The organism is Sphingomonas endolithica (assembly GCF_025231525.1).
GTDB classification, from domain to species: Bacteria; Pseudomonadota; Alphaproteobacteria; order Sphingomonadales; family Sphingomonadaceae; genus Sphingomonas; species Sphingomonas endolithica.
The window spans coordinates 2,233,698-2,255,682 of the sequence record NZ_CP103057.1; the positions used below are offsets into that span (position 1 = coordinate 2,233,698).

22 protein-coding genes are annotated in these 21,985 nt (G+C 66.0%); 14 read left to right on the top strand and 8 right to left on the bottom strand.

Annotated elements, in window-relative coordinates:
• Window positions 1-26: 26 nt before the first annotated feature.
• Window positions 27-866: a cold-shock protein gene (locus NV382_RS19585; RefSeq protein WP_312026735.1), complete on the bottom strand. Its 840-nt coding sequence runs from the start codon at window positions 864-866 to the stop codon at window positions 27-29.
• A 209-nt stretch (window positions 867-1,075) separates the two neighbouring features.
• On the opposite strand from NV382_RS19585, the gene NV382_RS10585 reads away from it, so the two are divergent.
• The 6 genes from NV382_RS10585 to rpoN all read left to right on the top strand — a co-directional run bounded on the left by NV382_RS10585 (window position 1,076) and on the right by rpoN (window position 6,126).
• Entirely contained in the window at window positions 1,076-1,870 is a 795-nt protein-coding gene (locus NV382_RS10585; protein ID WP_260596718.1) for a TerC family protein, read from the top strand.
• Between the two features lie 31 nt (window positions 1,871-1,901).
• Complete coding sequence (locus NV382_RS10590; RefSeq protein ID WP_260596719.1) at window positions 1,902-2,522, top strand: ribonuclease D; 621 nt, start codon at window positions 1,902-1,904, stop codon at window positions 2,520-2,522.
• Window positions 2,515-3,153 carry an LPS export ABC transporter periplasmic protein LptC gene (lptC, locus tag NV382_RS10595; RefSeq protein WP_260596720.1) on the top strand — a complete coding sequence of 213 codons (639 nt, stop codon included), beginning with the start codon at window positions 2,515-2,517 and terminating at the stop codon, window positions 3,151-3,153. Before NV382_RS10590 ends, lptC begins: the two co-directional genes overlap by 8 nt.
• 6 nt (window positions 3,154-3,159) lie before the next feature.
• A complete protein-coding gene (locus tag NV382_RS10600; protein WP_260596721.1) occupies window positions 3,160-3,699 on the top strand; it encodes an LptA/OstA family protein in 540 nt (179 codons plus the stop codon).
• Between the two features lie 137 nt (window positions 3,700-3,836).
• Complete coding sequence (gene lptB, locus NV382_RS10605) at window positions 3,837-4,613, top strand: LPS export ABC transporter ATP-binding protein (RefSeq protein WP_260596722.1); 777 nt, start codon at window positions 3,837-3,839, stop codon at window positions 4,611-4,613.
• A gap of 4 nt (window positions 4,614-4,617) precedes the next feature.
• On the top strand, window positions 4,618-6,126 hold the full coding sequence (gene rpoN, locus NV382_RS10610; RefSeq protein ID WP_260596723.1) for an RNA polymerase factor sigma-54: 1,509 nt from the start codon (window positions 4,618-4,620) through the stop codon (window positions 6,124-6,126).
• An 82-nt stretch (window positions 6,127-6,208) separates the two neighbouring features.
• On the opposite strand, the gene NV382_RS10615 is transcribed toward rpoN, so the two are convergent.
• Window positions 6,209-6,529: a hypothetical protein gene (locus NV382_RS10615; protein ID WP_260596724.1), complete on the bottom strand. Its 321-nt coding sequence runs from the start codon at window positions 6,527-6,529 to the stop codon at window positions 6,209-6,211.
• A 154-nt stretch (window positions 6,530-6,683) separates the two neighbouring features.
• Here NV382_RS10615 and NV382_RS10620 point away from each other — a divergent pair, with 154 nt between their 5' ends.
• Window positions 6,684-8,252 carry a DUF1570 domain-containing protein gene (locus tag NV382_RS10620; protein WP_260596725.1) on the top strand — a complete coding sequence of 523 codons (1,569 nt, stop codon included), beginning with the start codon at window positions 6,684-6,686 and terminating at the stop codon, window positions 8,250-8,252.
• Between the two features lie 149 nt (window positions 8,253-8,401).
• Here the strand turns inward: NV382_RS10620 and NV382_RS10625 are convergent, their stop codons facing one another.
• Window positions 8,402-9,403 (bottom strand): ligase-associated DNA damage response exonuclease, encoded by a 1,002-nt coding sequence (locus NV382_RS10625; RefSeq protein WP_260600383.1) that lies wholly within the window; start codon window positions 9,401-9,403, stop codon window positions 8,402-8,404.
• 120 nt (window positions 9,404-9,523) lie between these two features.
• Here NV382_RS10625 and NV382_RS10630 point away from each other — a divergent pair, with 120 nt between their 5' ends.
• From NV382_RS10630 to NV382_RS10645, 4 genes are all read left to right on the top strand, one after another.
• Window positions 9,524-9,709 carry a hypothetical protein gene (locus NV382_RS10630; RefSeq protein ID WP_260596726.1) on the top strand — a complete coding sequence of 62 codons (186 nt, stop codon included), beginning with the start codon at window positions 9,524-9,526 and terminating at the stop codon, window positions 9,707-9,709.
• A 30-nt stretch (window positions 9,710-9,739) separates the two neighbouring features.
• Window positions 9,740-12,181 carry a ligase-associated DNA damage response DEXH box helicase gene (locus NV382_RS10635; RefSeq protein ID WP_260596727.1) on the top strand — a complete coding sequence of 814 codons (2,442 nt, stop codon included), beginning with the start codon at window positions 9,740-9,742 and terminating at the stop codon, window positions 12,179-12,181.
• Between the two features lie 299 nt (window positions 12,182-12,480).
• Window positions 12,481-13,398, top strand: coding sequence for a retroviral-like aspartic protease family protein (locus NV382_RS10640; protein ID WP_260596728.1), 918 nt, complete (start codon window positions 12,481-12,483; stop codon window positions 13,396-13,398).
• Between the two features lie 63 nt (window positions 13,399-13,461).
• Window positions 13,462-14,868: a M20/M25/M40 family metallo-hydrolase gene (locus tag NV382_RS10645; protein ID WP_260596729.1), complete on the top strand. Its 1,407-nt coding sequence runs from the start codon at window positions 13,462-13,464 to the stop codon at window positions 14,866-14,868.
• 139 nt (window positions 14,869-15,007) lie between these two features.
• Here the strand turns inward: NV382_RS10645 and NV382_RS10650 are convergent, their stop codons facing one another.
• Entirely contained in the window at window positions 15,008-15,334 is a 327-nt protein-coding gene (locus tag NV382_RS10650) for a hypothetical protein (RefSeq protein WP_260596730.1), read from the bottom strand.
• Window positions 15,331-16,071 (bottom strand): acyloxyacyl hydrolase, encoded by a 741-nt coding sequence (locus NV382_RS10655; protein ID WP_260596731.1) that lies wholly within the window; start codon window positions 16,069-16,071, stop codon window positions 15,331-15,333. The genes NV382_RS10650 and NV382_RS10655 overlap by 4 nt, the downstream gene beginning before the upstream one ends.
• Window positions 16,072-16,099: 28 nt before the next feature.
• Here NV382_RS10655 and NV382_RS10660 point away from each other — a divergent pair, with 28 nt between their 5' ends.
• Window positions 16,100-16,726: a hypothetical protein gene (locus NV382_RS10660; RefSeq protein ID WP_260596732.1), complete on the top strand. Its 627-nt coding sequence runs from the start codon at window positions 16,100-16,102 to the stop codon at window positions 16,724-16,726.
• The gene (locus NV382_RS10665) at window positions 16,726-16,962 is read left to right on the top strand and encodes a helix-turn-helix domain-containing protein (protein ID WP_260596733.1); all 237 of its coding nucleotides are present in this window, start codon (window positions 16,726-16,728) and stop codon (window positions 16,960-16,962) included. Before NV382_RS10660 ends, NV382_RS10665 begins: the two co-directional genes overlap by 1 nt.
• Window positions 16,963-17,076: 114 nt before the next feature.
• On the opposite strand, the gene NV382_RS10670 is transcribed toward NV382_RS10665, so the two are convergent.
• Window positions 17,077-19,026: a potassium transporter Kup gene (locus NV382_RS10670; RefSeq protein WP_260596734.1), complete on the bottom strand. Its 1,950-nt coding sequence runs from the start codon at window positions 19,024-19,026 to the stop codon at window positions 17,077-17,079.
• Between the two features lie 121 nt (window positions 19,027-19,147).
• On the opposite strand from NV382_RS10670, the gene pdeM reads away from it, so the two are divergent.
• A complete protein-coding gene (gene pdeM / locus NV382_RS10675; protein WP_260596735.1) occupies window positions 19,148-19,807 on the top strand; it encodes a ligase-associated DNA damage response endonuclease PdeM in 660 nt (219 codons plus the stop codon).
• A gap of 421 nt (window positions 19,808-20,228) precedes the next feature.
• Here pdeM and NV382_RS10680 read toward each other — a convergent pair whose 3' ends face one another.
• Both NV382_RS10680 and NV382_RS10685 read right to left on the bottom strand, forming a co-directional pair.
• A complete protein-coding gene (locus tag NV382_RS10680) occupies window positions 20,229-20,729 on the bottom strand; it encodes a hypothetical protein (protein ID WP_260596736.1) in 501 nt (166 codons plus the stop codon).
• Between the two features lie 11 nt (window positions 20,730-20,740).
• Window positions 20,741-21,889 (bottom strand): zinc-dependent alcohol dehydrogenase, encoded by a 1,149-nt coding sequence (locus NV382_RS10685; RefSeq protein ID WP_260596737.1) that lies wholly within the window; start codon window positions 21,887-21,889, stop codon window positions 20,741-20,743.
• Window positions 21,890-21,985: the final 96 nt, after the last annotated feature.

Consider the following 21,985-nt stretch of genomic DNA (forward strand, 5'->3'; position numbering starts at 1 on the left):
CTGTCCTTATCAATACTCCAACCGCTTTACGCGATCGAGGTGAGGTTCACCGCTGCATGCTTGCCGCGACGATCGACTTCGAGCTCGAATTCGAGCCGGTCGCCTTCGTTGAGGCTGGTCATGCCACCGCGTTCGACCGCGGAGATGTGCACGAACGCATCCGGCTGTCCGTCGTCACGCTGAATGAAGCCGAAGCCCTTCATCGCGTTGAAGAACTTGACCGTGCCGGTCGCCTTCTCGCCGGTCAGCTGACGCTGCGGCGCACCACCGGGGGCAGCACCACGCGGGCCTGCACCACCAGGAGCCGCGGCATCACGCTCACGCGGCGGGCCGCGGTCGGTGACGGCCATCGGCTCGCCGTCGATCTTCAGGTCGGTCGCGGAAATGCGCCCACCGCGATCGACCAGCGTGAAGCCCAAGGGCTGGCCCTCGGCCAGACCGGTCAGGCCAGCCTGCTCGACGGCGCTGATATGCACGAACACGTCCTCGCCGCCATCATCGCGCACGACGAAGCCGAAGCCCTTCTGGCCGTTGAAGAACTTGACCACACCGGTGCCCTCGCCGACCACCTGGGGCGGCATGCCGCGCCCGGCGCCGCCGCCTGCTCCACCGCCGAAGCCACCACCGCCGCCGCTGCGGAAGCCGCCGCCGCTCGGTACGCCGCCGCCGAAGCGATCACCGCCGCCGCCGCCACCGCCGCCGAAACGATCGCCGCCGCCGCCGAAGCGGTCACCGCCGCCGCCGCCAAAACGATCACCGCCGCCGCCGAAGCTGCTGCCGCTGTTGAAATCGTCGCCACCGAAGCCGTCGCGCTTGTCGCGGCCGCGCCCACCGCGATCCCCGCGGCGTCCTTTATCGAAACTCATGCCCTGTTCGTCTTCCCGGTTCGTCCAAAATCGCCTATCGGAATACCAACGCCGGACGAACAGCGCAGATCCCCGGGACACCAAACCGATCGTGCCACCGAATCGGTCTACCTTAAAAAAACGAGTCCCGCGAACGAATTCGTCCAAATTGCGGCAGGTTGGCGATCGATGCTTGCATGAATGCCACAGCCTCGGCACATCGAAGCGTCATGTCCCTCGTGCAACTCTTCTCCGATCCAGCCACATGGGCGGCGCTTGCCACGCTGATCGTGCTGGAAGTGGTGCTCGGCATCGACAACCTCATCTTCATCTCGATCCTGTCGAACAAGCTGCCGCCCGAGCAGCAGGTCAAGGCACGCCGCCTGGGTATCGGCCTCGCACTCGGTCTGCGGCTCGTCTTGCTGTCGATGATCGCCTGGATCGCCGGGCTTACCGCGCCGGTGTTCGATCTCGGCATCCAGGGCACACCGGGGCTGCACGGCACGCCGTCGTTCGAGACCGCCTTTTCGTGGCGCGACCTGATCCTGATCGCCGGCGGTCTTTTCCTGTTGTGGAAGGCGACCAAGGAGATCCATCACACGATGGATCCGCACGAGACGGGCGAGCAGCTGGACAAGAAGGGCAAGACCGCGCTCAGCTTCGGATCGGCGATCGCGCAGATTCTCGCGCTCGACATGGTCTTCTCGATCGATTCGATCCTCACCGCGATCGGCATGACCGATGATCTGCCGGTGATGATCGTCGCGGTGATCGTCGCCGTCACCGTGATGATGCTGGCCGCCACGCCGCTTGCCAATTTCATCGAGGCCAATCCGACCGTGGTGATGCTGGCCCTGGGCTTCCTGCTGATGATCGGCGCGGTGCTGATCGCCGACGGCTTCGGCGTGCATGTGCCCAAGGGCTATATCTATGCCGCCATGGCATTTTCGGCCGGGGTCGAGACGCTCAACATCCTGGCGCGCAAGCGCCGCGAACGGCGCGAGGCCGCTGCAACGCGCCATTGAGCGTTCATCCGATCCCCGCTAGGCGGATCGGATGACCGTACATCTCCACGAAGAAGACATTCCCGCCGGCCTGTTCGCGGACGGCGTCGATATCGCCGTCGATACCGAGACGATGGGCCTGCTCACCCCGCGCGATCGCCTGTGCGTCGTGCAATTGTCGGATGGCGGGCCGGACGAGCATCTCGTCCGTTTCGGACCGGCCAGCGACTATGACGCGCCCAATCTCTGCGCACTGCTCGCCGATCCCACGCGCGTGAAGCTCTATCATTTCGGCCGCTTCGATCTGGCGGCGATCGATCATTATCTCGGCGTCACCGCTGCGCCTGCCTATTGCACCAAGATCGCCTCGCGGCTGGTGCGCACCTATACCGACCGGCACGGCCTGAAGGAATTGGTCCGCGAGCTGCTGCAGACCGATATCTCCAAGGCGCAGCAATCCTCCGATTGGGGCGGTCCGGTGCTGAGCGACGCGCAAAAGGATTATGCCGCGTCCGACGTGCGCTATCTCCACCGCCTGCGCGAAGAGCTCGACCGGCGCCTGGCGCGCGAGGGCCGCACCGCGCTTGCCCAGGCCTGCTTCGATTTCCTGCCGCACCGTGCCGAGCTCGATCTCGCCGGCTGGCCCGAAACCGATATCTTCGCGCATGTCTGAGGTCGCCGCCCGGGCGCGGACAGCCCGCCAGATCTGGGCCGCGCCCGGCAGCAGCCACGACCGCTTCGTCGGCCTGTCGCGCGTCGCATTGCCCGTGATGATCGGCGTGCTGGCCGCGTTCCTGGTCATGGCACCGCTGACGATGCGCGGCGACGTGTCGTTCCTGCTCGACAAGAACAAGGTCGAGGTCGCTAAGGAACGCCTGCGCATCCAGCAGGCGCGCTATCGCGGCGAGGACAGCAAGGGACGCCCCTTCGCCCTCACCGCCGGCTCCGCGCTGCAGCGCAGTTCGCGCGAGCCGATCGTGCATTTGAATGCGCTGTCGGCGGCGATCCAGCTGCCCGACGGCCCGGCGACCCTGGTCGCCAACAAGGGTCGCTACGATCTCAATACCGAGCAGGTGAATATGGACGGCCCGATCCGCTTCCAGGCGGCGAACGGCTACCGGCTCGATACGCACGACGCGACGGTCGATCTGAAGACGCGCAAGATGCAGAGCGGCGGCGCGGTCACCGGCACGGTGCCGCAAGGTAATTTCCGCGCTAATGCGATGAAGGCCGATCTCGAATCGCACATCGTCACGCTGGACGGCAACGCCCGCTTGCGGATCGTGCCCGGAAAGACGAAATAGCCGCCCATGAAGAAGATCGCCTGCCTGCTCGCCTGCGCCTTGCCGCTGCTGTCCGCTCCGGCCGTGGCGCAGACGCGCCACAATTCGGACGCGCCGATCGATTTCGCGGCCGAACATATCGAATTGCAGGACAAGGCGAACCGCGCGATCCTGTCGGGCAACGTCTCGGTCAAGCAGGCCGAGATGACCTTGACCGCGGCGCGCATGACCGTCGCCTATACCGGGCAAGTGGTCGACGGCAGCCCGCAGGTCTCGCGGCTCGATGCATCGGGCGGCGTCACCGTCAACCGGCCGGACCAGAGCGCGCGCGGGCAATATGCGGTCTACGATCTCAACCGCCGCGTCGTGACGATGCTCGGCGCCGTCACGCTCAACCAGGGCGGCAACACCGTCAATGGCGGGCGCCTGACGATCAATCTCGATAGCGGCCGTGCGGTTATCGACGGCTCGTCGGTCGGCGGCGCGCGCACCGGTACCGCCGGCACCACCTCGACTGCCCCCAGTGGCCGCGTGACCGGCCGGTTCTCGGTGCCCAAGCGCAATTAGGCGCTGAATTCGCCGGGTTCGCCGGCTTTGCTCGCCGCCGCCCTTCCAACATCGGCTACGGTGCGCCATATTATGCATGAAGCCTGCCAGATACGCGCAAGCCTCATGCTAACCCCAGGATGCGAGCAGCGCCGAAGATGACCGACACAGCGATCCTCGACGCGATGCCGCCGATCCACGAACAGGCGACCGGCGCCGGGCTCGCCGTGGTGTCGATCGCCAAATCCTACGACAAGCGTGTCGTGCTCACCGATGTCTCGGTCACTGTCGGACGCGGCGAAGTGATCGGGCTGCTCGGGCCCAACGGCGCCGGCAAGACGACCTGCTTCTATTCGGTAATGGGGTTGGTGAAGCCCGATTCGGGCCGCATCATGCTCGATGGCGACGATATCACCGGCCTGCCGATGTACCGCCGCGCGATCCTCGGCCTTGGCTATCTGCCGCAGGAAACCTCGATCTTCCGTGGCCTCTCGGTCGAGCGCAACATCCTCACCGTGCTCGAACTGGCCGAGCCCGACAAAACCGCACGCGGCGCCAAGCTGGAAAAGCTGCTCGACGATTTCGGCCTGACCCGCCTGCGTGATGCACCCGCCATGGCGCTGTCGGGCGGCGAACGTCGCCGCGCGGAAATCGCCCGTGCGCTTGCCGCCGACCCCTCGATCATGCTGCTCGACGAACCGTTTGCCGGCATCGATCCGATCTCGATCGCCGACATCCGCGATCTCGTCTGCCAGCTGAAGGAGCGCGGGATCGGCGTGCTGATCACCGACCACAATGTCCGTGAGACGCTCGACATCGTCGACCGCGCCTACATCATCTATGACGGTCGCGTGCTGTTCACCGGCTCGCCGGCCGAACTGGTCGCCGACGAAAGCGTCCGCCGGCTGTACCTCGGCGAGGGCTTCTCGCTGTAGCCGCATGAGCCTCGCCCCACGCCTCGACCTGCGGCAGTCGCAATCGCTGGTGATGACCCCGCAGCTGCAGCAGGCGATCCGCCTGCTCGCGCTGTCGAACCTGGAGGTCGAGGGGTTCATCGCCGAGGAGATCGAGCGCAATCCGTTGCTCGAAGCATCCGCACCCGATGATGACGGCCCGACGCAGGAGCGTGAAGCAACGCTCGAAGCGCGCGAGCCCGCCCCCGCCGACGCGCTGGTCATGGGCAGCGACAGTAGCGGCGAGGCCGCACTCGACGTCGATTTCGCCACCGAAAGCTTCCATCACGACAGCCCCTCCGATGGTGCCGGGATGGACGGATCGCTCGGCCTTGCCGGCACCGGCAGCGGCGGCGCCATCGGCGAGGATGGACCCGATCTCGATTCCTTTGCCGCCGGCGACCTCAGCCTCGCCGATCATCTGCTCGCACAGGCCGGGACGGTGGTGAACGGCGCCGATCTGTTCATCGCCGCGCACCTGATCGATCAGATCGACGAATGCGGCTATCTCACCGTCCCGTTGCTGGAGATCGCCAACCGGCTCGGCGTCGCGCTGGCCCGTGTCGAGCATGTCCTGGGCCTCATCCAGACGTTCGAGCCCACCGGCGTCGGCGCGCGCGATCTGGCCGAATGCCTCAAGCTGCAGGCGATCGAGGCCGATCGCTACGATCCGTGCATGGCGCGGCTGATCGACCATCTCGATCTGCTCGCGCGCGGCGAACTCACCCGGTTGAAGCGGCTGTGCAACGTCGACGACGAGGATATGGCGGACATGATCCGCGAGTTGCGCGGCTATGATCCAAAGCCCGGCTGCCGCTTCGGCGGCGAACCGGCGCAGGCGGTGACCCCCGACATCTTCATCGCGCGCCGCAGGGTCGGCGGCAAGGATGGCTGGGGGATCGAGATCAACGCCGCCACGCTGCCGCGGCTCTTGGTCAATCGCGGCTATTATGTCGAACTGTCCGGCGGGCAGCAGGACAAGGCGAGCAAGGCATGGCTCGGCGAAATGCTCGCCAGCGCCAATTGGCTGGTCAAGGCGCTCGACCAGCGTCAGCGCACCATCGTCAAGGTCGCGACCGAGATCGTCAAGCAGCAGGAGGCGTTCTTCCTCCACGGCGTCGCGCATCTCAAACCCATGACGCTGCGGCAGGTGGCCGACGCGATCGAGATGCACGAATCGACCGTCAGCCGCGTCACCAGCAACAAATATCTCAGCTGCGCGCGCGGGCTGTTCGAGCTGAAATACTTCTTCACCAGCGCGATCCAGTCCTCCGAAGGCGGCGATGCCGTCTCGGCCCAGGCGGTGAAGGCCGCGATCCGCGCCTTGGTCGCAGCGGAGGGGGCCAAGATCCTGTCCGACGACACCCTGGTCGAACTGCTGAACGGGCGTGGCTTCGACATCGCCCGGCGCACCGTCGCCAAATATCGCGAGGCACTCGGCATCGGCAGTTCGGTGCAGCGCCGGCGTGCGAAAGCGCTGGAAGGCGCCGGCTAAAGCTTGATGACTTGGGGGGCATCCCCATCCGTTAAGTTGACGTCATCGTGCTCTACGCAAACGGCCGGCGCGCGCCTTCTTTTCAGAACGGCATCTTCAATCGCAACATCACCCGGTTGCTGATCAGCCCGGAACCGAGCGTCGCACTCTCGACTTCCGCGGCGCCTTTCACATTGCCGCCAAGCCCGATCTCCGCCTTCCGCGCGGCACGGGGCTCGAAGCGTTCGCTGTCCAGCCGCGGCAAGCGGAATTGATCATCATGCCGCCTGCCACACACCACGATGTCGCCATCATTCTCATCGCACCGGCGAGGCAGCACCGGCTTCAGACGGACCACATCGCCGACCGGCCCGGCCATACCGGCGGTGCCGCTCTGCAGCATCAGCAGTGCCACGATCTGCATCCGCCCTTTTCTCCGACCCCGAAGTTTCGACTGGAAAGTGCGCCGCTAAAAAGGCTTAATTGTGGCTCGGCGTACAGGCGCCGTAAGAGCCGGGGGGACTCAGCATGACGATCGTCACCGACAAGCGCCGCTTCATCGACCGGCCAGCCGCGTGATGTCGCCGCGCCTCCTGGCATCGCTCGCCATCGCTGCCGCGGCGCTGATCGCCCGTCCCGCCGCTGCCGAATGGCGCGAGGCGAGCAGCGACCATTTCCTGATCTATGCCGATAGCGACGAACGCTGGCTGACCGGCTTCGCCGAGCGGCTCGAACGACTGGACAGTGCCATACGCTATATGCGCGGCATGGAGACGGTCGCCGGCGCGCGCTCCAACCGGCTGACCATCTATGTCGTGCCGAGCGATACTGCGGTGGTGAACCTGTGCGGACAAGGGTGCCGCAACGTGGCGGGTTTCTACGTGCCTCGCGCAGGCGGATCGATCGCCTATACGCCGCGTCGCATCAACGGCCCGAGCGACACCTTCAACGCCGATCTCGTGCTATTCCACGAATATGCCCATCATTTGATGCTGGAGAATTTCGCCGCCGCCTATCCGCGCTGGTTCGTCGAAGGCTTTGCCGAGTTCAACGCCACCGCCAAGATCACGCCCGATGGCGCGGTGCAGATCGGCGTGGCGGCACAGCATCGCGCGACGGGCCTGCTGTTCGCCCCCGCGATGAAGGTCGAGACATTGCTCGACGACAGCAAGGCCAAGCTGTCGCCCACGCAGCAGGACGTGTTCTACGGCCGCGCCTGGCTGCTGACGCACATGCTGACCTTCAGTGAGCCACGTCAGGGCCAATTGTCCGCCTATCTGAAGCTGATCAACCAGGGCAAACCGAGCCTGGAGGCCGCCCGCACCGCCTTTGGCGATCTCAAGGCGCTGAACAAGGACATGGACGCCTACCTCCGGCAGAACAAGATCATGGGCATCAAGCTGCCGCCCGATCGCACCAAGGTCGGCGCGATCGCGCTGCGCCCGCTGTCCACCGGCGAGGCCGGGACGATGGCGGTCAGGATGCGCTCCGATCGCGGAGTCTCGCATGATCAGGCGCTCGCCCTGCTGCCCGAGGCACGCAAGCGCGCCGCGCTCTTCCCGGCCGACCCGGCGGCGCAAGCGGTGCTGGCCGAGGCGGAATACGATGCCGGCAACGATGCGCTGTGCGAGTCCGCGGCGGACCGTGCGCTGGCCGCCGATGCCAAGTATCGCGAAGCGTTGCTCTACAAGGGCCGCGCGCGCTTGCGCATGGCGGCGATCGCCAAATCTCGGGACGCCAAGGTGTGGAAGGAGGCGCGCAGCTGGTTCGTCAAGGCCAACCGGCTCGATCCCGATGCCGCCGAGCCGCTGATGCTATTCTACACCAGCTTCCTGGCCGCGGACGAGAAACCGACCACCAGCGCGACCAACGCCTTGTTCCGCGCCTTCGATCTGTCACCGCACGACTCCGGCCTGCGTTTGCTGGTCGTGCGCCAGTTGCTGGTCGACGGCGATCCGCCCGGCGCGCGCAAGGTGCTCCTGCCGCTCGCCTACGATCCGCACGCACCGGCCGACAATCCGGCGATGAAGCTGGTCGGCATGATCGACGCGGGGCTGACGGGGCCCGCGATCGTGGAGCAGGTCGACAAGACGCGGAAGGCGGCCGGGGAAGACGAGCCGTCGGGCAAGGGCGGCGCTGATGCCTAGGGCATATAGCCGGAGTCCAGAGCATATCGCCCGTACCCTCCTGTTCTCCCGCGAAAGCGGGAGCCCAGGGTTACAGGCGCCCGAGCTTGTGGCCCTGGACTCCCGCTTCCGCGGGAGAACACCGGCCCAACGCTCAACGCGCAACCCCCTCAGTCATCCTCGTCCTCATACCCCACCAGCGCCAGCGCCCGCGCCTTGATCTGGCGCGTCATGCACCAATGGACCAGCGCATCCTCCCGGCCATGCGTCACCCATACCTCCTTGGGCGCGATCTCGGTCAGCGTCTCCGTCAGCTCGTCCCAATCGGCGTGATCCGACAGGATCAGCGGCAGCTCGACGTTGCGCTGTACCGCGCGCTGCCGCACGCGCATCCATCCGCTGGCCATCGCCGTGATCGGATCGGGCAACCGCCTCGACCAGCGATCGTTGAGCGCGCCCGGCGGCGCCACCACCACCTTGCCCATCAATTCGGCCTTGGGCGTATCCGCCACCAGCCGCAGCTCGCCCAGATCGACGCCCAGTTCGACATACAGGTCGCATAACCGCTGCACCGCGCCGTGCAGGTAGATCGGATCGCTATGACCGCGGTCGCGCAGTTCGCGGATCACGCGCTGCGCCTTGCCCAACGCATAGGCGCCGACCAGCACGCAGCGTGTCGGATTGGCGCGCAGGGCGGCCATCAACTTGTCGATCTCGTCACCGGTATCGGGGTGACGGAACACCGGCAACCCGAACGTCGCCTCAGTGATGAACACGTCGCATTGCACCGGCTCGAACCCGGCACAGGTCGGGTCCGCCCGCCGCTTATAGTCACCCGACACGACGATGCGTTCGCCGCGGTGATCCAGCACGATCTGCGCCGAGCCCAGCACATGGCCTGCGGGCACGAACGTCGCCTGGACCCCGCCACCACAGTCGATCGTCTCGCCATAGGCGACCGGCACCCCCGCCTGCGGGCCATAGCGCACACCCATGATCGCCAGCGTCTCGGGCGTCGCCCACACCTGCTCATGCCCGCCGCGCGCGTGATCGGCATGGCCATGCGTGACGAGCGCGCGCGGCACCGGGCGCGACGGATCGACCCAGATGTCGGCGGGCGTCACGTAGATGCCGTGCGGTTGCGGATCGATCCAGTCGCCGAGCTTTGCCATGCCGTCGATATGGCGCGTGGGAGGGCTGCGGCCAAGGGGCATGTCCCGCCGCCACCCCTCAGGATCGAAACGACAACACCTTCGTTAGGTTGAGGAATTTGCATCACAAGCGAGGCTGCCATGTTCGAGAACATCTGGGGATTCGTGATCATCGGCGGGCCGATCCTGCTTGCCGGCGCGCTTATCTGGGCGATGACGCACAACCGCCTGAGCAAGCGCCAGCAGCGTGAGAGCGAAGGCGCCACCAAGCAGCTCTATGCCGAACAGGCCGAACAGGATCGCGAGCGCGGCACCGACCCGGGTTGATCCCCGCCCCGCCGATCACGATCTAGGGGAATGCACGCGGCCCTTTCCTCCATATCGGCACCGACACACGATCTGCCGCCGCCGCTTGCCAATTGGTTCGCCACGCGCGGCTGGTCCCCGCGCCGGCATCAGCTCGACATGCTCGATGTCGGGCGCGCCGGGCACCATGGCCTGCTCGTCGCCGCCACTGGAGCAGGCAAGACGCTGGCCGGCTTTCTCCCGACCCTCACCGAACTCATCGAAAATCCGACCGAGGGCCTGCACACGCTCTACGTCTCGCCGCTGAAAGCGCTGGCGATCGACGTGCAGCGCAACCTGATCACGCCGATCGAGGAAATGGGCCTCGATCTGCGCGTCGAGACACGCACCGGCGACACACCGAGCGACCGCAAGGCACGCCAGCGCCTCCGCCCGCCGCAGATCCTGCTCACCACCCCCGAATCGCTCAGCCTGCTGCTCAGCTACCCCGACAGCAACCTGATCTTCGAAAACCTCAAGACGATCGTCGTCGACGAGGTCCATGCCTTTGCCACCGGCAAGCGCGGCGACCTGCTCGCTTTGTGCATGGCACGGCTGCAGCGCCTCGCCCCCGGCCTGCGCCGCGTCGCGCTGTCGGCGACGGTGGCGGATGCAGACGGCTACCGCGCCTGGCTGGCGCCCGATGGTGACATTGACACGGTCGATCTGGTCCAGGGCGAGCCGGGTGCCGAACCCAACATCGCCATCCTGCTGCCCGAGGGCCGCATACCCTGGTCCGGCCATTCCGGCCGCTACGCTGCCGAGCAGGTAATGGCGGAGATCGAAACGCACCGCACCTCGATCGTGTTCTGCAACACGCGCAGCCTGGCCGAGCTGATCTTCCAAGATCTGTGGAAGGCCAATGCGATGAGCCTGCCGATCGGCATCCATCACGGCTCGCTCAGCCTGGAGGCGCGGCGCAAGGTGGAAAGCGCGATGGCCGCCGGCAAGCTGCGCGGCCTGGTCGCCACCGCCAGCCTCGATCTCGGCGTCGACTGGGGCGATGTGGATTGCGTGATCCAGATGGGCGCGCCCAAGGGATCGTCGCGCCTGTTGCAGCGCATCGGCCGTTCCAACCACCGGCTCGACGAAGCATCCGAAGCGGTGATCGTGCCGGGCAACCGCTTCGAATATCTCGAAGCCCGCGCCGCGCTCGATGCGGTGGAGGCAGGCGAACTCGACCCCGACATCTTTCGGCAAGGCGGGCTCGACGTGCTCGCGCAGCACATCATGGCCTGCGCCTGCGCCGCGCCGTTCAGCAGCGCCGACATGCTGGGCGAAATCCGCTCCGCCCTCCCCTATTCCGCGCTGACCAGCGAGACGTTCGAGCGCGTGCTCGGCTTCATCCGCGACGGCGGCTATGCGCTGAAAGCATACGACAAGTTCAAACGCCTGACGCAAGGACCCGATGGCCTGTGGCGCGTCAGCCATCCAAGCTTCATCGCGCAGCACCGCCTCAATGCCGGGATCATCGTCGAGGCAACGATGCTCACCGTGCGGTTCAAGAACGGTCGCGCGCTGGGCAAGGTCGAGGAAGCGTTCGCCGCCACGCTCACCCCGCGCGACACCTTCTTCTTCGCCGGCATGAGCCTGGAGGTGATGGGCGTCGATAACGAGGATCTGCTGGTCCGCGCCAGCTCGCGCCCGGCACGTATCCCCACCTATGGCGGCGCCCGCATGGCGATGTCGACCAACCTAGCAGAGCGGGTCCGCGGCTTCCTCGCTGCGCCCGGCGAATGGCACCGCTTCCCCGACGACGTGCGCGAATGGCTCGAAGTGCAGACGCGCCGCTCCACCTTGCCCAGCCCCGGGCAGCTGCTGGTCGAAACCTTCCCGCGCGAGGGCCGGCATTATGTCGTCGCCTACAGCTTCGAAGGCTGGAACGCGCACCAGTCGCTCGGCATGCTGGTCACGCGGCGCATGGAGACGCTGGGCCTGAAGCCGATGGGCTTCGTCTCTAACGATTATGCGCTCGCTTGCTACGGCCTGGAAAAGATCACCGATCCCGCCGCCTTGTTCTCGCCCGACATCCTGGAGGAGGAGTTCGTCGATTGGGTGCAGAGTTCGGCGCTGCTCAAGCGCGCCTTCCGCGAGGTGGCGGTGATCGGCGGCCTGGTCGAGCGCCAGCATCCCGGCAAGCGCAAGACCGGCAAGCAGGTCACCTTCTCGACCGACCTGATCTACGACGTGCTGCGCAAATACGAACCCGGCCATTTGCTGCTGCAGGCGGCATGGGAGGATGCCCGCGCGCGCATGACCGATGTCGGCCGCCTCGCCGACCTGCTGGACCGCGCCGCGCACACGATGCTGCACGTCGACCTGGACCGCGTCTCGCCGCTCGCCGTGCCGGTCCTGACGCTGATCGGCCGCGAACGCATCGCCACGGGCCTCGCCGACGACGCCCTGCTGATCGAGGCGGAAGCGCTGGCCGCAGAAGCCATGCGGCTCGACTAAACTCCTCCCGGATGCAACGGTTCAGCCATCCACCCCGCCGGCAGCCCCACTCCTCAAACCGTCACCCCGGACTTGTTCCGGGGTCCACCAAGCGGCTTGCCACGACGATAGTGCCGCAACCGCAGACCGTGCGGCACGGTGGACCCCGGAACAAGTCCGGGGTGACGACGGAAATCACCTCCACCAATCCGTTCGTGTCGAGCGTAGTCGAGACACACCCAAGCGCAGGTGTCGGCTTCGCTTGACACGAACCGAACGCAGGCATTGCAAAAGGTCCGATCCGGGCGCACCCTCCCCCCATGTCGATCAGGGCCGCCTTGTTGCTCAGCCTGCTAGCCGCCACGCCGGCAGCGCAGGATCCAGTCGATCCGCCACCACCCGGCACCGCCCCACCCGAGCAGCTCGATTTCGCCACCGAGCAGGATCGCATGACGCTGCCGGTGACGATCGGCGGCGCGGGGCCTTACGCGTTCATCGTCGATACCGGCGCACAGCGCACGGTGATCTCGCGCGAGCTGGCCAACTTGCTCAAGCTCGGCCCCGGCCGCCGGGTGCGAATGACCGCGATGACCGGTACCAGCATCGTCGCCACTGCCATCATCCCGCTGATCACCGTCGGCACGTTGGGCGGCGCCAGCATCGAGGCGCCGGCGCTCGAGGCGCAGCATCTCGGCGGCCACGGTCTGCTCGGCCTCGACACGCTGCAGGATCGCGCGCTGACGATCGATTTCGACCGCCGCCAGATGACCGTCGCTGCGGCCACCAAGCGCCGCCAGCGCACCCGCTCCAGCACCGACGAGATCGTCGTCACCGCGCGCAGCGTACTGGGGCAGTTGGTGGTGACCGATGCCATGTATCGCGGCACCAGGGTTCGCGTCGTACTGGATACCGGCTCGGCCGTGACGATGGGCAATCTGGCGCTGAAGGCACGGGTCGGCCGTCGCCGCATGATCCCCGTTTCGCTCACCAGCGTCACCGGTGAAAAGCTGGCGGCGGATTATACCCAGATCGCCGAGGTTCGGGTTGGCGGCGTGACGTTCCAGAACCTGCCGGTCGCCTTTGCCGACGCCGCGCCCTTTGCCCGTTTCGGGCTGCAGAAACGCCCGGCCTTGCTGCTCGGCATGGACGCGCTGCGCATGTTCCGCCGGGTCGACATCGACTTCCCCAACCGCGAAGTCCGCTTCGCCCTCCCGCGCGGCACGCAGCGCTTCTTCTGACCCGCCTTGCGCCGCCTGCGCGACGCGTTACGCTGCCTTCGAACACGATCATTGGGGGCGACGATGCGGACGATCAGGCAGGCGGCATTCGGGATAACGGCAATTCTGGCGGCACAAGCCGCACCGGCGCAGACGACGCTCAGCGCCGATCAGCAAAGCTTCTTCGGCCTGTACAAGGAACTGGTCGAGACCAACACGACACTGTCGGCCGGCTCCTGCACGCAAGCCGCGGCGCAGATCGCCACGCGGCTGAAGGCGGCGGGCTATACCGACAACGACATCACGCTCTTCTCGGTGCCCGATCACCCGAAGGAGGGCGGCATCGTCGCGATCCTGCCCGGCAGCAACGTCAGGCTGAAGCCCGTGCTGCTGCTCGGTCATCTCGACGTGGTCGAGGCCAAGCGCGAGGACTGGGTGCGCGATCCGTTTAAACTGATCGAGGAAGGCGACTATTATTACGCCCGCGGCACGGTCGACGACAAGGCAATGGCGGCGGTGTGGGCCGACAGCATGATCCGCTTCAAGGCGGCCGGCTACAAGCCGAAGCGCACGATCAAGCTCGCGCTCACCTGCGGTGAGGAGACGACCTTCGCCTGGAACGGCGCGCAATGGCTCGCCAAGAACAAGCCCGATCTGATCGCCGCCGAATTCGTGCTCAACGAAGGTGGCGGCGGGCGCATCGACGCGCAGGGCAAGCGCAGCGTGCTCGCCATGCAGGTCGGCGAGAAAGCGGCGCAGAACTACACGTTCGCCGCCACCAACCCCGGTGGGCACAGCTCGCAGCCGGTGCCCGAAAACGCGATCTACGAACTGGCCGATGCCGTCGAGGCGGTGCGCGGATACGAATTCCCGATCAAGTTCAGCGAGACCACGCGCGCCTTCTTCACCGCCACCGCGCCATCGGTGCCGGGGGAGATGGGCGACGCCATCAAGCGCCTGCTCGCCGATCCGAGCGATGCAGCCGCCGACAAGATCGTCAGCACCGACAAGACCTTCCATTCGACGCTACGCACAACCTGCGTCGCCACGCTGCTGAACGCCGGCCATGCGGAGAACGCGCTGCCGCAGCGCGCCACCGCCAACATCAACTGCCGAATCTTCCCCGGCGAAACGGTCGAGGCCACCGCCGCCAAGCTGCAGGAACTCGCCGGCGCCAAGGTGAAGGTGACGATCAACCAGCCGGTCCGCCCCACCGCCGTGCCCACCCCGCTCGACCCCAAGCTGCTCGGTCCAGCCAAGGCCGTCGCCGCCAAGCATTTCCCCGGCGTGCCGCTGGTCCCGCTGATGTCGACCGGCGCCACCGACGGCATCTTCTTCCAGGCGATCGGCATCCCGGTCTACGGCGTACCCGGCATGTTCATCGACGCCGATTTCAACGGCGTCCACGGCCTGAACGAACGCATCCGCATAAAATCGCTATACGACGGCCGCGCCTATCTGTTCGACTTGGTGAAGGCGTATGCCGGCTGACGGGGATTGTCGCACACTGTCCCCGCAGAGCCGGGGGGCAGTTGCGGCACACGCGCGGTGGGGTGCAGCGCCCGATGATGGCTGCCCTCGCTTGATGGTCGCGAAACGATCTGGCCCGGAATGCCATACCGTCTGATCCCTACCGATCCCTCGTTGGCCCTGCTTGCCATGGCACCCCCTTGGCGACCAACGCATCCATCGTCGGCGCGACGCAGCTGCGCATTTCGTCTACCGTCTTCACCTTTGGGACGCAGGCAATAACCGCGTCGCAAACGGCTGCGTCCAGCGTGGGGTCGCCGCTGCGACGTTTGAAGATGCATCGGGTGACGCCGGTCGCGCGGTCGCGCTTCGTCGTCATGCGTAGCCGCTTAAGCCGCTCCATGCGCTGCCCGACCACGACGATATCGTTGAGTGCGGCCGGTGGAGGTGCCGCCTGCGCCGCAAGGAGCATTGTCAGAAGGATCATTGACGCCGACCAAACGTGTGCACGAGACGCAGCCCGAGATTGTCGATCCCAGGATTCTGTTTTGAGAACAGCTGGCGGTGGCTGAAATGCTCCCACGTCGCCTCGACTGCCCAGCCCGGATTCAGGCGCACGCCCAACGACGCATTGGGATTGAACAGAAGCTGCGAACCAAACGCGGTGCGCGTGCGATAGATGTGATATCGCCGCCGGGCCTCGCCGATCGGCAGGGTGGGGTCGAACGGATCAGGGGTGAAGCGATAGCCGTCGTGGATGGTCAGCCCAATCCCGACCTGCCCATACATCCGGCCGTGGAGGACGTGCTGCCGCCATTCCGCGCCCACGCTGGCGAAACTGGTGCGGCCAGCGGTGTTGACCTGCACCTTGCCGGTCAGCCGCGGCTTTAGCGCCCAGGGTAACGGGGCGCTGCGATAGACAAGCTGGACGTCGACCGTGCCATCCTCCTCGCCGCCTTCATATATTTGCCCGGCCGGCAGATCGGGAAATACCAACTCGTCGCCCAACGGATGAAAGTTCGAGCCGTGCTCAAGCAGCCCGATAGCGACCTCCGATCCGGCCCATCGCGACGTCCGGTCTCGCGGTGGAGCATTGTCTTGCGCCATAGCGCAGGTGGAGGCGAGCGCCATTACAGCGCCAACGGCGCTCTTTTTCCAACACATCATGTGTCCCCCCTTGCGAAGGGCCGTCGCACCGACGATGACAATGGTGTATTCTGGCAAGTAATTTTCGTCAAACAGAAAGAATATGATGAGTGACAGCTATTCTCTTCCTTCCGGGAAGGCGCGTGTCTGCCGCATCGCAGGGATCGTATTCCTTCTAGTGGCGACGATGTGGGGAGTGGCGACGGTGGCGCAGTCGATCGTGCCGGGCTGGTCGATTTCGTGCGGCAACCAGCAGGGATGTCGCCAAGGTGCCGATCTCATCGGTTTGTTACCGGTCGCCGAACAAGCCTCGGTTTCCGGTGACCCCGCGGCGCACGCGCGCTTTGCCGCCTATGTTGGCCAGCCATCCGTGCGACTAGGTCTGGCAGGTCTGAGCCTGTTCGACGAGGGTTTCCTGGTCTTCCTGTTCGTGGCCGTCGGATTGACCTTGCGCCGGCTTGGAGGACGCGGCGGGCCTGTGCTGGCGCGTGCCTTGCCTTGGCTCAGGCGTGGAGCGCTCTCCGCGGTACTGTGGGCAGTTGCGCAGCCGCTGACTGACAGCTTGCAGGCGATGCTGCTGTTCCCGGGCACGCCCAGCGGTGCCTCTTGGTATATCGCGCTCGATCTGACCGTTGCCGGGCCGGCGCTGTTGCTGGCAATCGCGGCCTACGCCACCGCGTGGGCGTTGGAGGCGGGGATGCGAGCCGAGCGCGACCTGGCCGACTTCGTCTGATGCCCGTCATCGTCAACCTGGACGTGATGCTGGCCCGCCGCAAGGTGCGCTCCAAGGAACTCGCCGAGGCCATCGGGATCACCGAATCGAACTTGTCGTTGCTCAAGTCGGGCAAGGTCAAGGGTGTGCGCTTCTCCACCCTTGCCGCGATTTGCCGTTATCTTGACTGTGCGCCGGGCGACATCTTGGCTTACGAGATTTCGGATGACGATCTTCGCCCAGGTGACGGCGAGTAAGACGCGCTCACGCGATTTTCGAACCACCATCGCTTTTTCGGGACGGCATCCATCGCCTACGTCAGGCTGCCGATGTTCAACCCCTTCACCGACCCACTCCCCCAAACGCCCTCCTCAGACCATCACCTGCTCGCCCAGCTCCAGCACCTTGCCCGGCGGGATCTTCAGGAAATCGGTCGGGTCGCTCGCGTTGCGCTGCAGGAACATGAACAGATGGTCTTGCCATAGCGGCATGCCTTCCTTGGCCGACGGCTTCAGCGTGTTGCGCCCGATGAAATAGCTCGTCTTGGCGGGGTTCAGCACCTTCTTCGCTGCTGCCGCCTGGAAACCCAGGTCCGCCGGCACGTCGGGCGTCTCCATGAAGCCATAGGTCAGCATCACGATCACGAAATTGTCGTCCACCCGCTCCAGCTTCACGCGGTCCTCGTCCGCTGCCACCGGCCGGTCGGTGGTGCGGATGCTGACCACCAGATTGCGCTCGTGCAGCACCTTGTTGTGCTTCAGGTTGTGCAGCAAGGCGCCCGGCGCACTATGCGGGTTGGCGGTCAGGAACACCGCCGTGCCCTCGACCCGTTCGGGCGGCCGCTTGGCCAGCGCTGCGGCGAGATCGCTCAGCGGCACGCTCTGCCGCTCCTCGAACGCGCGCACGATGCCGCGGCCGCGCACCCAGGTATAGATCAGCAGCCCGATCGCCGCCGCCACCACCAGCGGCACCCATCCGCCCTCGATCACGCGCAGGATGTTGGCGCCGAAGAAGATCAGGTCGAGCAGGAAGAACGGGGCGATCACCGCGATCGCCACCGGCCGCCGCCAGTTCCAGCGATGCCGCGCGACGATATAGGCAAGGCACGTCGTCACCACCATCGTGCCGGTCACCGCAATGCCGTACGCCGCGGCCATCGCGGTCGAGCTGCGGAACTGCACCACCAGCACCAGGACACCCGCCAGCAACAGCCAGTTGATCGCTGGCAGGTAGATCTGCCCGGCATGGCGCGCCGATGTCTGGCGGATGCGCAGGCGCGGCAGCAGCCCAAGCTGGATCGCCTGCTGAGTCAGCGAATAGGCCCCGGTGATCACCGCCTGGCTCGCGATCACCGTCGCCGCCAGCGACAGGCCGACGAGCCACGGCCGGAACCGCTCCGGCGCCATCAGGAAGAACCAGTCCTGGTTGGCGAACTTGCCGCCCGATGCCTGTGCCGCCTCCAGCGTCGCCAGCGCGAACGCGCCTTGGCCGAGATAATTGAGGCACAATGCCGGAAACACCAGGAAGAACCAGCCGAGCCGGATCGGCGCGCGCCCGAAATGCCCCATGTCGGCGGTCAGCGCTTCCGCGCCCGTCACCGTCAGGAACACCGCGCCGAGCACGAACAGCCCGGTCACGCCGTGCGTGACGAGGAACATCACGCCGTAATGCGGCGAGAAGACGCGCAGGATCGATGGCTCGTCGGCGATATGCCACAGCCCGATTCCGCCGATCACCACGAACCACACTAGGCACACCGGCCCGAACAGCGCCGAGACGCGCGCCGTACCGCGCGCCTGGATCAGGAACAGCCCGACCAGGATGACGATCGTCAGCAGCAGGATGCTCTGCTCGCTGATTCCCTGCCCCACGCCCGGCAGCGTGCGCAGCCCCTCGACCGCCGACAGCACCGACAGCGCCGGGGTAATGATCGCATCGCCATAGAATAATGATGCCCCCGCCGCGCCGAGCACGATCGCGACCATCGATCTCTTGCCCAGCGCCCGCCTAGCCAATGCCGTCAGCGCCAGCACGCCGCCTTCGCCCTGATTGTCCGCGCGCATCAGGAACACGACATATTTGACGGTCACGACCAGGATCAGCGACCACAAGGCAAGGCTCAGCACGCCCAATATCTCGCTCGCGTCGATCCCGTCCTTGCCGCTCTGGCCGAGCGCCTCGCGGAAGGCATAAAGCGGGCTGGTGCCGATATCGCCGAACACGACACCGATCGCACCGATCGTCAGCACGATCAGCGCAGGGTGGGCGTGTGGGGCGGATGGCGATGGCGCCTGCCCGGGCGTCGCTACGGCGGAAGACATTGCATTCGGCCTGTGATGAAGGACGGCGCGCTCTACGCCTGTTGCACTGCAGCGCAAGGGAATAGTGTATTAACGCCCGCATGGCGTTGATCCACCACGCATTTACCGTCATAGCCCGGCAATGGTTCCCTTTTCGTTCGCCGGCCACGATCTTTTTGCCCTGCCGCAAGGCGCGCTCTTCTGGCCCGCGCGCCAAGCGCTGCTGGTCGCCGACCTGCATTTCGAAAAAGCCAGCTGGTACGCACTACGCGGGCAGATGCTGCCGCCCTATGACAGCATGGCGACATTGGCGGATCTGACCGCGCTGGCCACCGCCACGCAGGCGCGGGAGATCTGGTGCCTGGGTGACAGCTTCCACGATTCCGCCGGCTGCGATCGCCTGCCGCACGCCGCGCAGGACATGCTGCGCGCGCTGACCGGTGCGCGCCGCTGGATCTGGATCACCGGCAATCACGATCCGCACATCGATCGCTGCGGCGGCGAGGTGCTGCCCGAGGCGGTCGTCGACGGCCTGGTGCTGCGCCATGAAGCGGACCCCACCGATCCCCGTCCGGAACTGTCGGGCCATTTCCATCCCAAATTGCGCATCCGCGTTCGCGGCCGCCTCGTCTCGCGTCGCTGCTTCGTGATGACGTCGAGCAAGATGATCTTTCCCGCCTTCGGGTCGCTCACCGGCGGCCTGGATGCCGACCACCGCGAGATCGTGCGCGCGGTGGGCGGCGGCGCACAGGCGGTGATCGCGGTCGAGGATCGACTATTACGCTTCCCGCTCGCCGCCTGATCGCGAGAGCAGGGGGCTGAGCTCCAGCTAGACCACGGACGCTCCACTCACACACCCGTTCGTGCTGAGTAGAGACCGAGTAGGCCGCAGGCCGTATCGAGGGCTCGTATCGAAGCACTGATGGAGCGCGGGGCGCGTGTCTTTCGATACGCCCTGTCGATACGCCCTGCGGGCTACTCGATGCCTGTCCTGAGCGCCTGCCCTTGCAGGCAGTCGAAGGGGCACCTCAAGACGAACGGGGTGGTTAACTCCAGTTTCTGGACTATCCTCCGTCACCCCGGACTTGTTCCGGGGTCCACTGTTCCGCATGCTCGCGGGCCAGCGGACGAGAGGCTAAGTGGCCCCCGGAACAAGTCCGGGGTGACGACGATGCCTCGCACTCAGCAGAACGTCGCGCTTAGCCGCCCCGCCCACCCCCGCCTCACTCCTCCACCGGCGCCTCGCGCCGCTTCCGCACCACGCCGACCAGCGCCACCGATCCCACGATCAGGCCCAGCACGCCGATCTTCTTGGCCAGCCCGCTCTTGTTGTGCTGCCACTCGGCGCGCGCGCCCATTTCTGCCGGGATGTTCGGCACCTTGCCGTGCGCCAGGTCATCGACGATGCCCTCGACGACGTTGATCCGGTCGGCCCCCATCAACAGCAGCCAGTGCCACCAGTCGGATTCGCTGCGCTTGAACGCGACGCGCCGGATCATGCCGCTGATCCCGCTCGGCGGGGTCGACGTGCCGGTGACCGCCGGCATGTGCTTGTACTCGATCGATTCCAGCACCTCGACATCGGGTTGCTGCTGCACCGGCCGCGCCCAGGTGTCGCCGCGCGTCTGGTCCTCGATATGACGCATCGGATAGGTCGGGTCGTTCTCGGGATCGGCATCGGTCCCCCAGCCCGGTATCTTCGACGTATCGACAAGGTTGGTCATGATCGGTCCCTTCAGGCGCCGTTGGGAAGCAGGACCGGCTTGATGCAGCCGTCGAGCTTGCCCGAGAAGATGTGATAGGCGTCGGCGATATGCTCCAGCGGCACGCGGTGCGTGATCATCTGCTTGGGGTCCAGCCGGCCCTCGCGAATATGCTCGATCAGCCGGGGCAGCAGCCGCTTGACCGATGCCTGGTTGGCGCGGATCGTGATGCCCTTGTTCACGACGTTGCCGATGGGCACGATGTTGCCGGTCGGGCCGTACACGCCGACGATCGAGACGATCCCGCCCTTCTTGACCGAATTGATCGCCCAATGCAGCGCGATCGCGTTGCCGGCGACCAGCTTCAGCTTGGTGCCGAGCAGCCATTGCGTGCCGTTGCCGGTGGCATCCCCGCCGACCGCGTCGATGCACACGTCGGCGCCCAGGCCGTCGGTCTGCTTCTTCATGAACACCGCAATGTCGTCGATCTCGCGGAAATTATAGACTTCGGCATGCGCAAAGCGCTTGGCGAACTCCAGCCGGTATTCGAGCTCGTCGAACACGATCACGCGGCCGGCACCGAACAGCCAGGCGGACTTGGCGGCCATCAGCCCCACCGGACCCGCGCCGAACACCGCCACCGTATCGCCGCGCTTGATGCCGCCCATTTCGGCCGCCTGATAGCCGGTCGGCACGACGTCGGTCAGCAGCACGGCATCGTCCGGGTCCATCCAGTCGGGGATGACGGTGGGCCCGACATCGGCATAGGGCACGCGGACATATTGCGCCTGCCCGCCATCATAGCCGCCGGCGGTATGCGAATAGCCGTAGATGCCGCCGACCGCCGTCGCCTGCGCGTTCGATTCGTGGCAATTGCCGAACAGCCCCTGCTGGCAGAAATGGCATTTGCCACACGCAATGTTGAACGGCACCAGCACATGGTCGCCGACCTTCAGGTTCTCGACCGCCGGCCCGACCTCCTCGACGATGCCGCAGAATTCATGGCCGAAGGTCGTGCCGATGCGCGTGTCGGGCACCATGCCATGATACAGATGCAGATCGGAGCCGCAGATGCATGACCGCGTCACGCGGACGATGGCGTCCTCCGGATGCTGGATCGTCGGCATCGGCTTTTCATCGGCTCGTACCCGGTATGGACCGCGGTAGTTCATTGCCAGCATGTTGAAATTCCTCGCTTAGTCGAGGGCACAAGCGCTGGTGCCAGGCGATGGTTCCTCGGAATTCACCGCGACATGATGCACATTAGCATGTTCGAA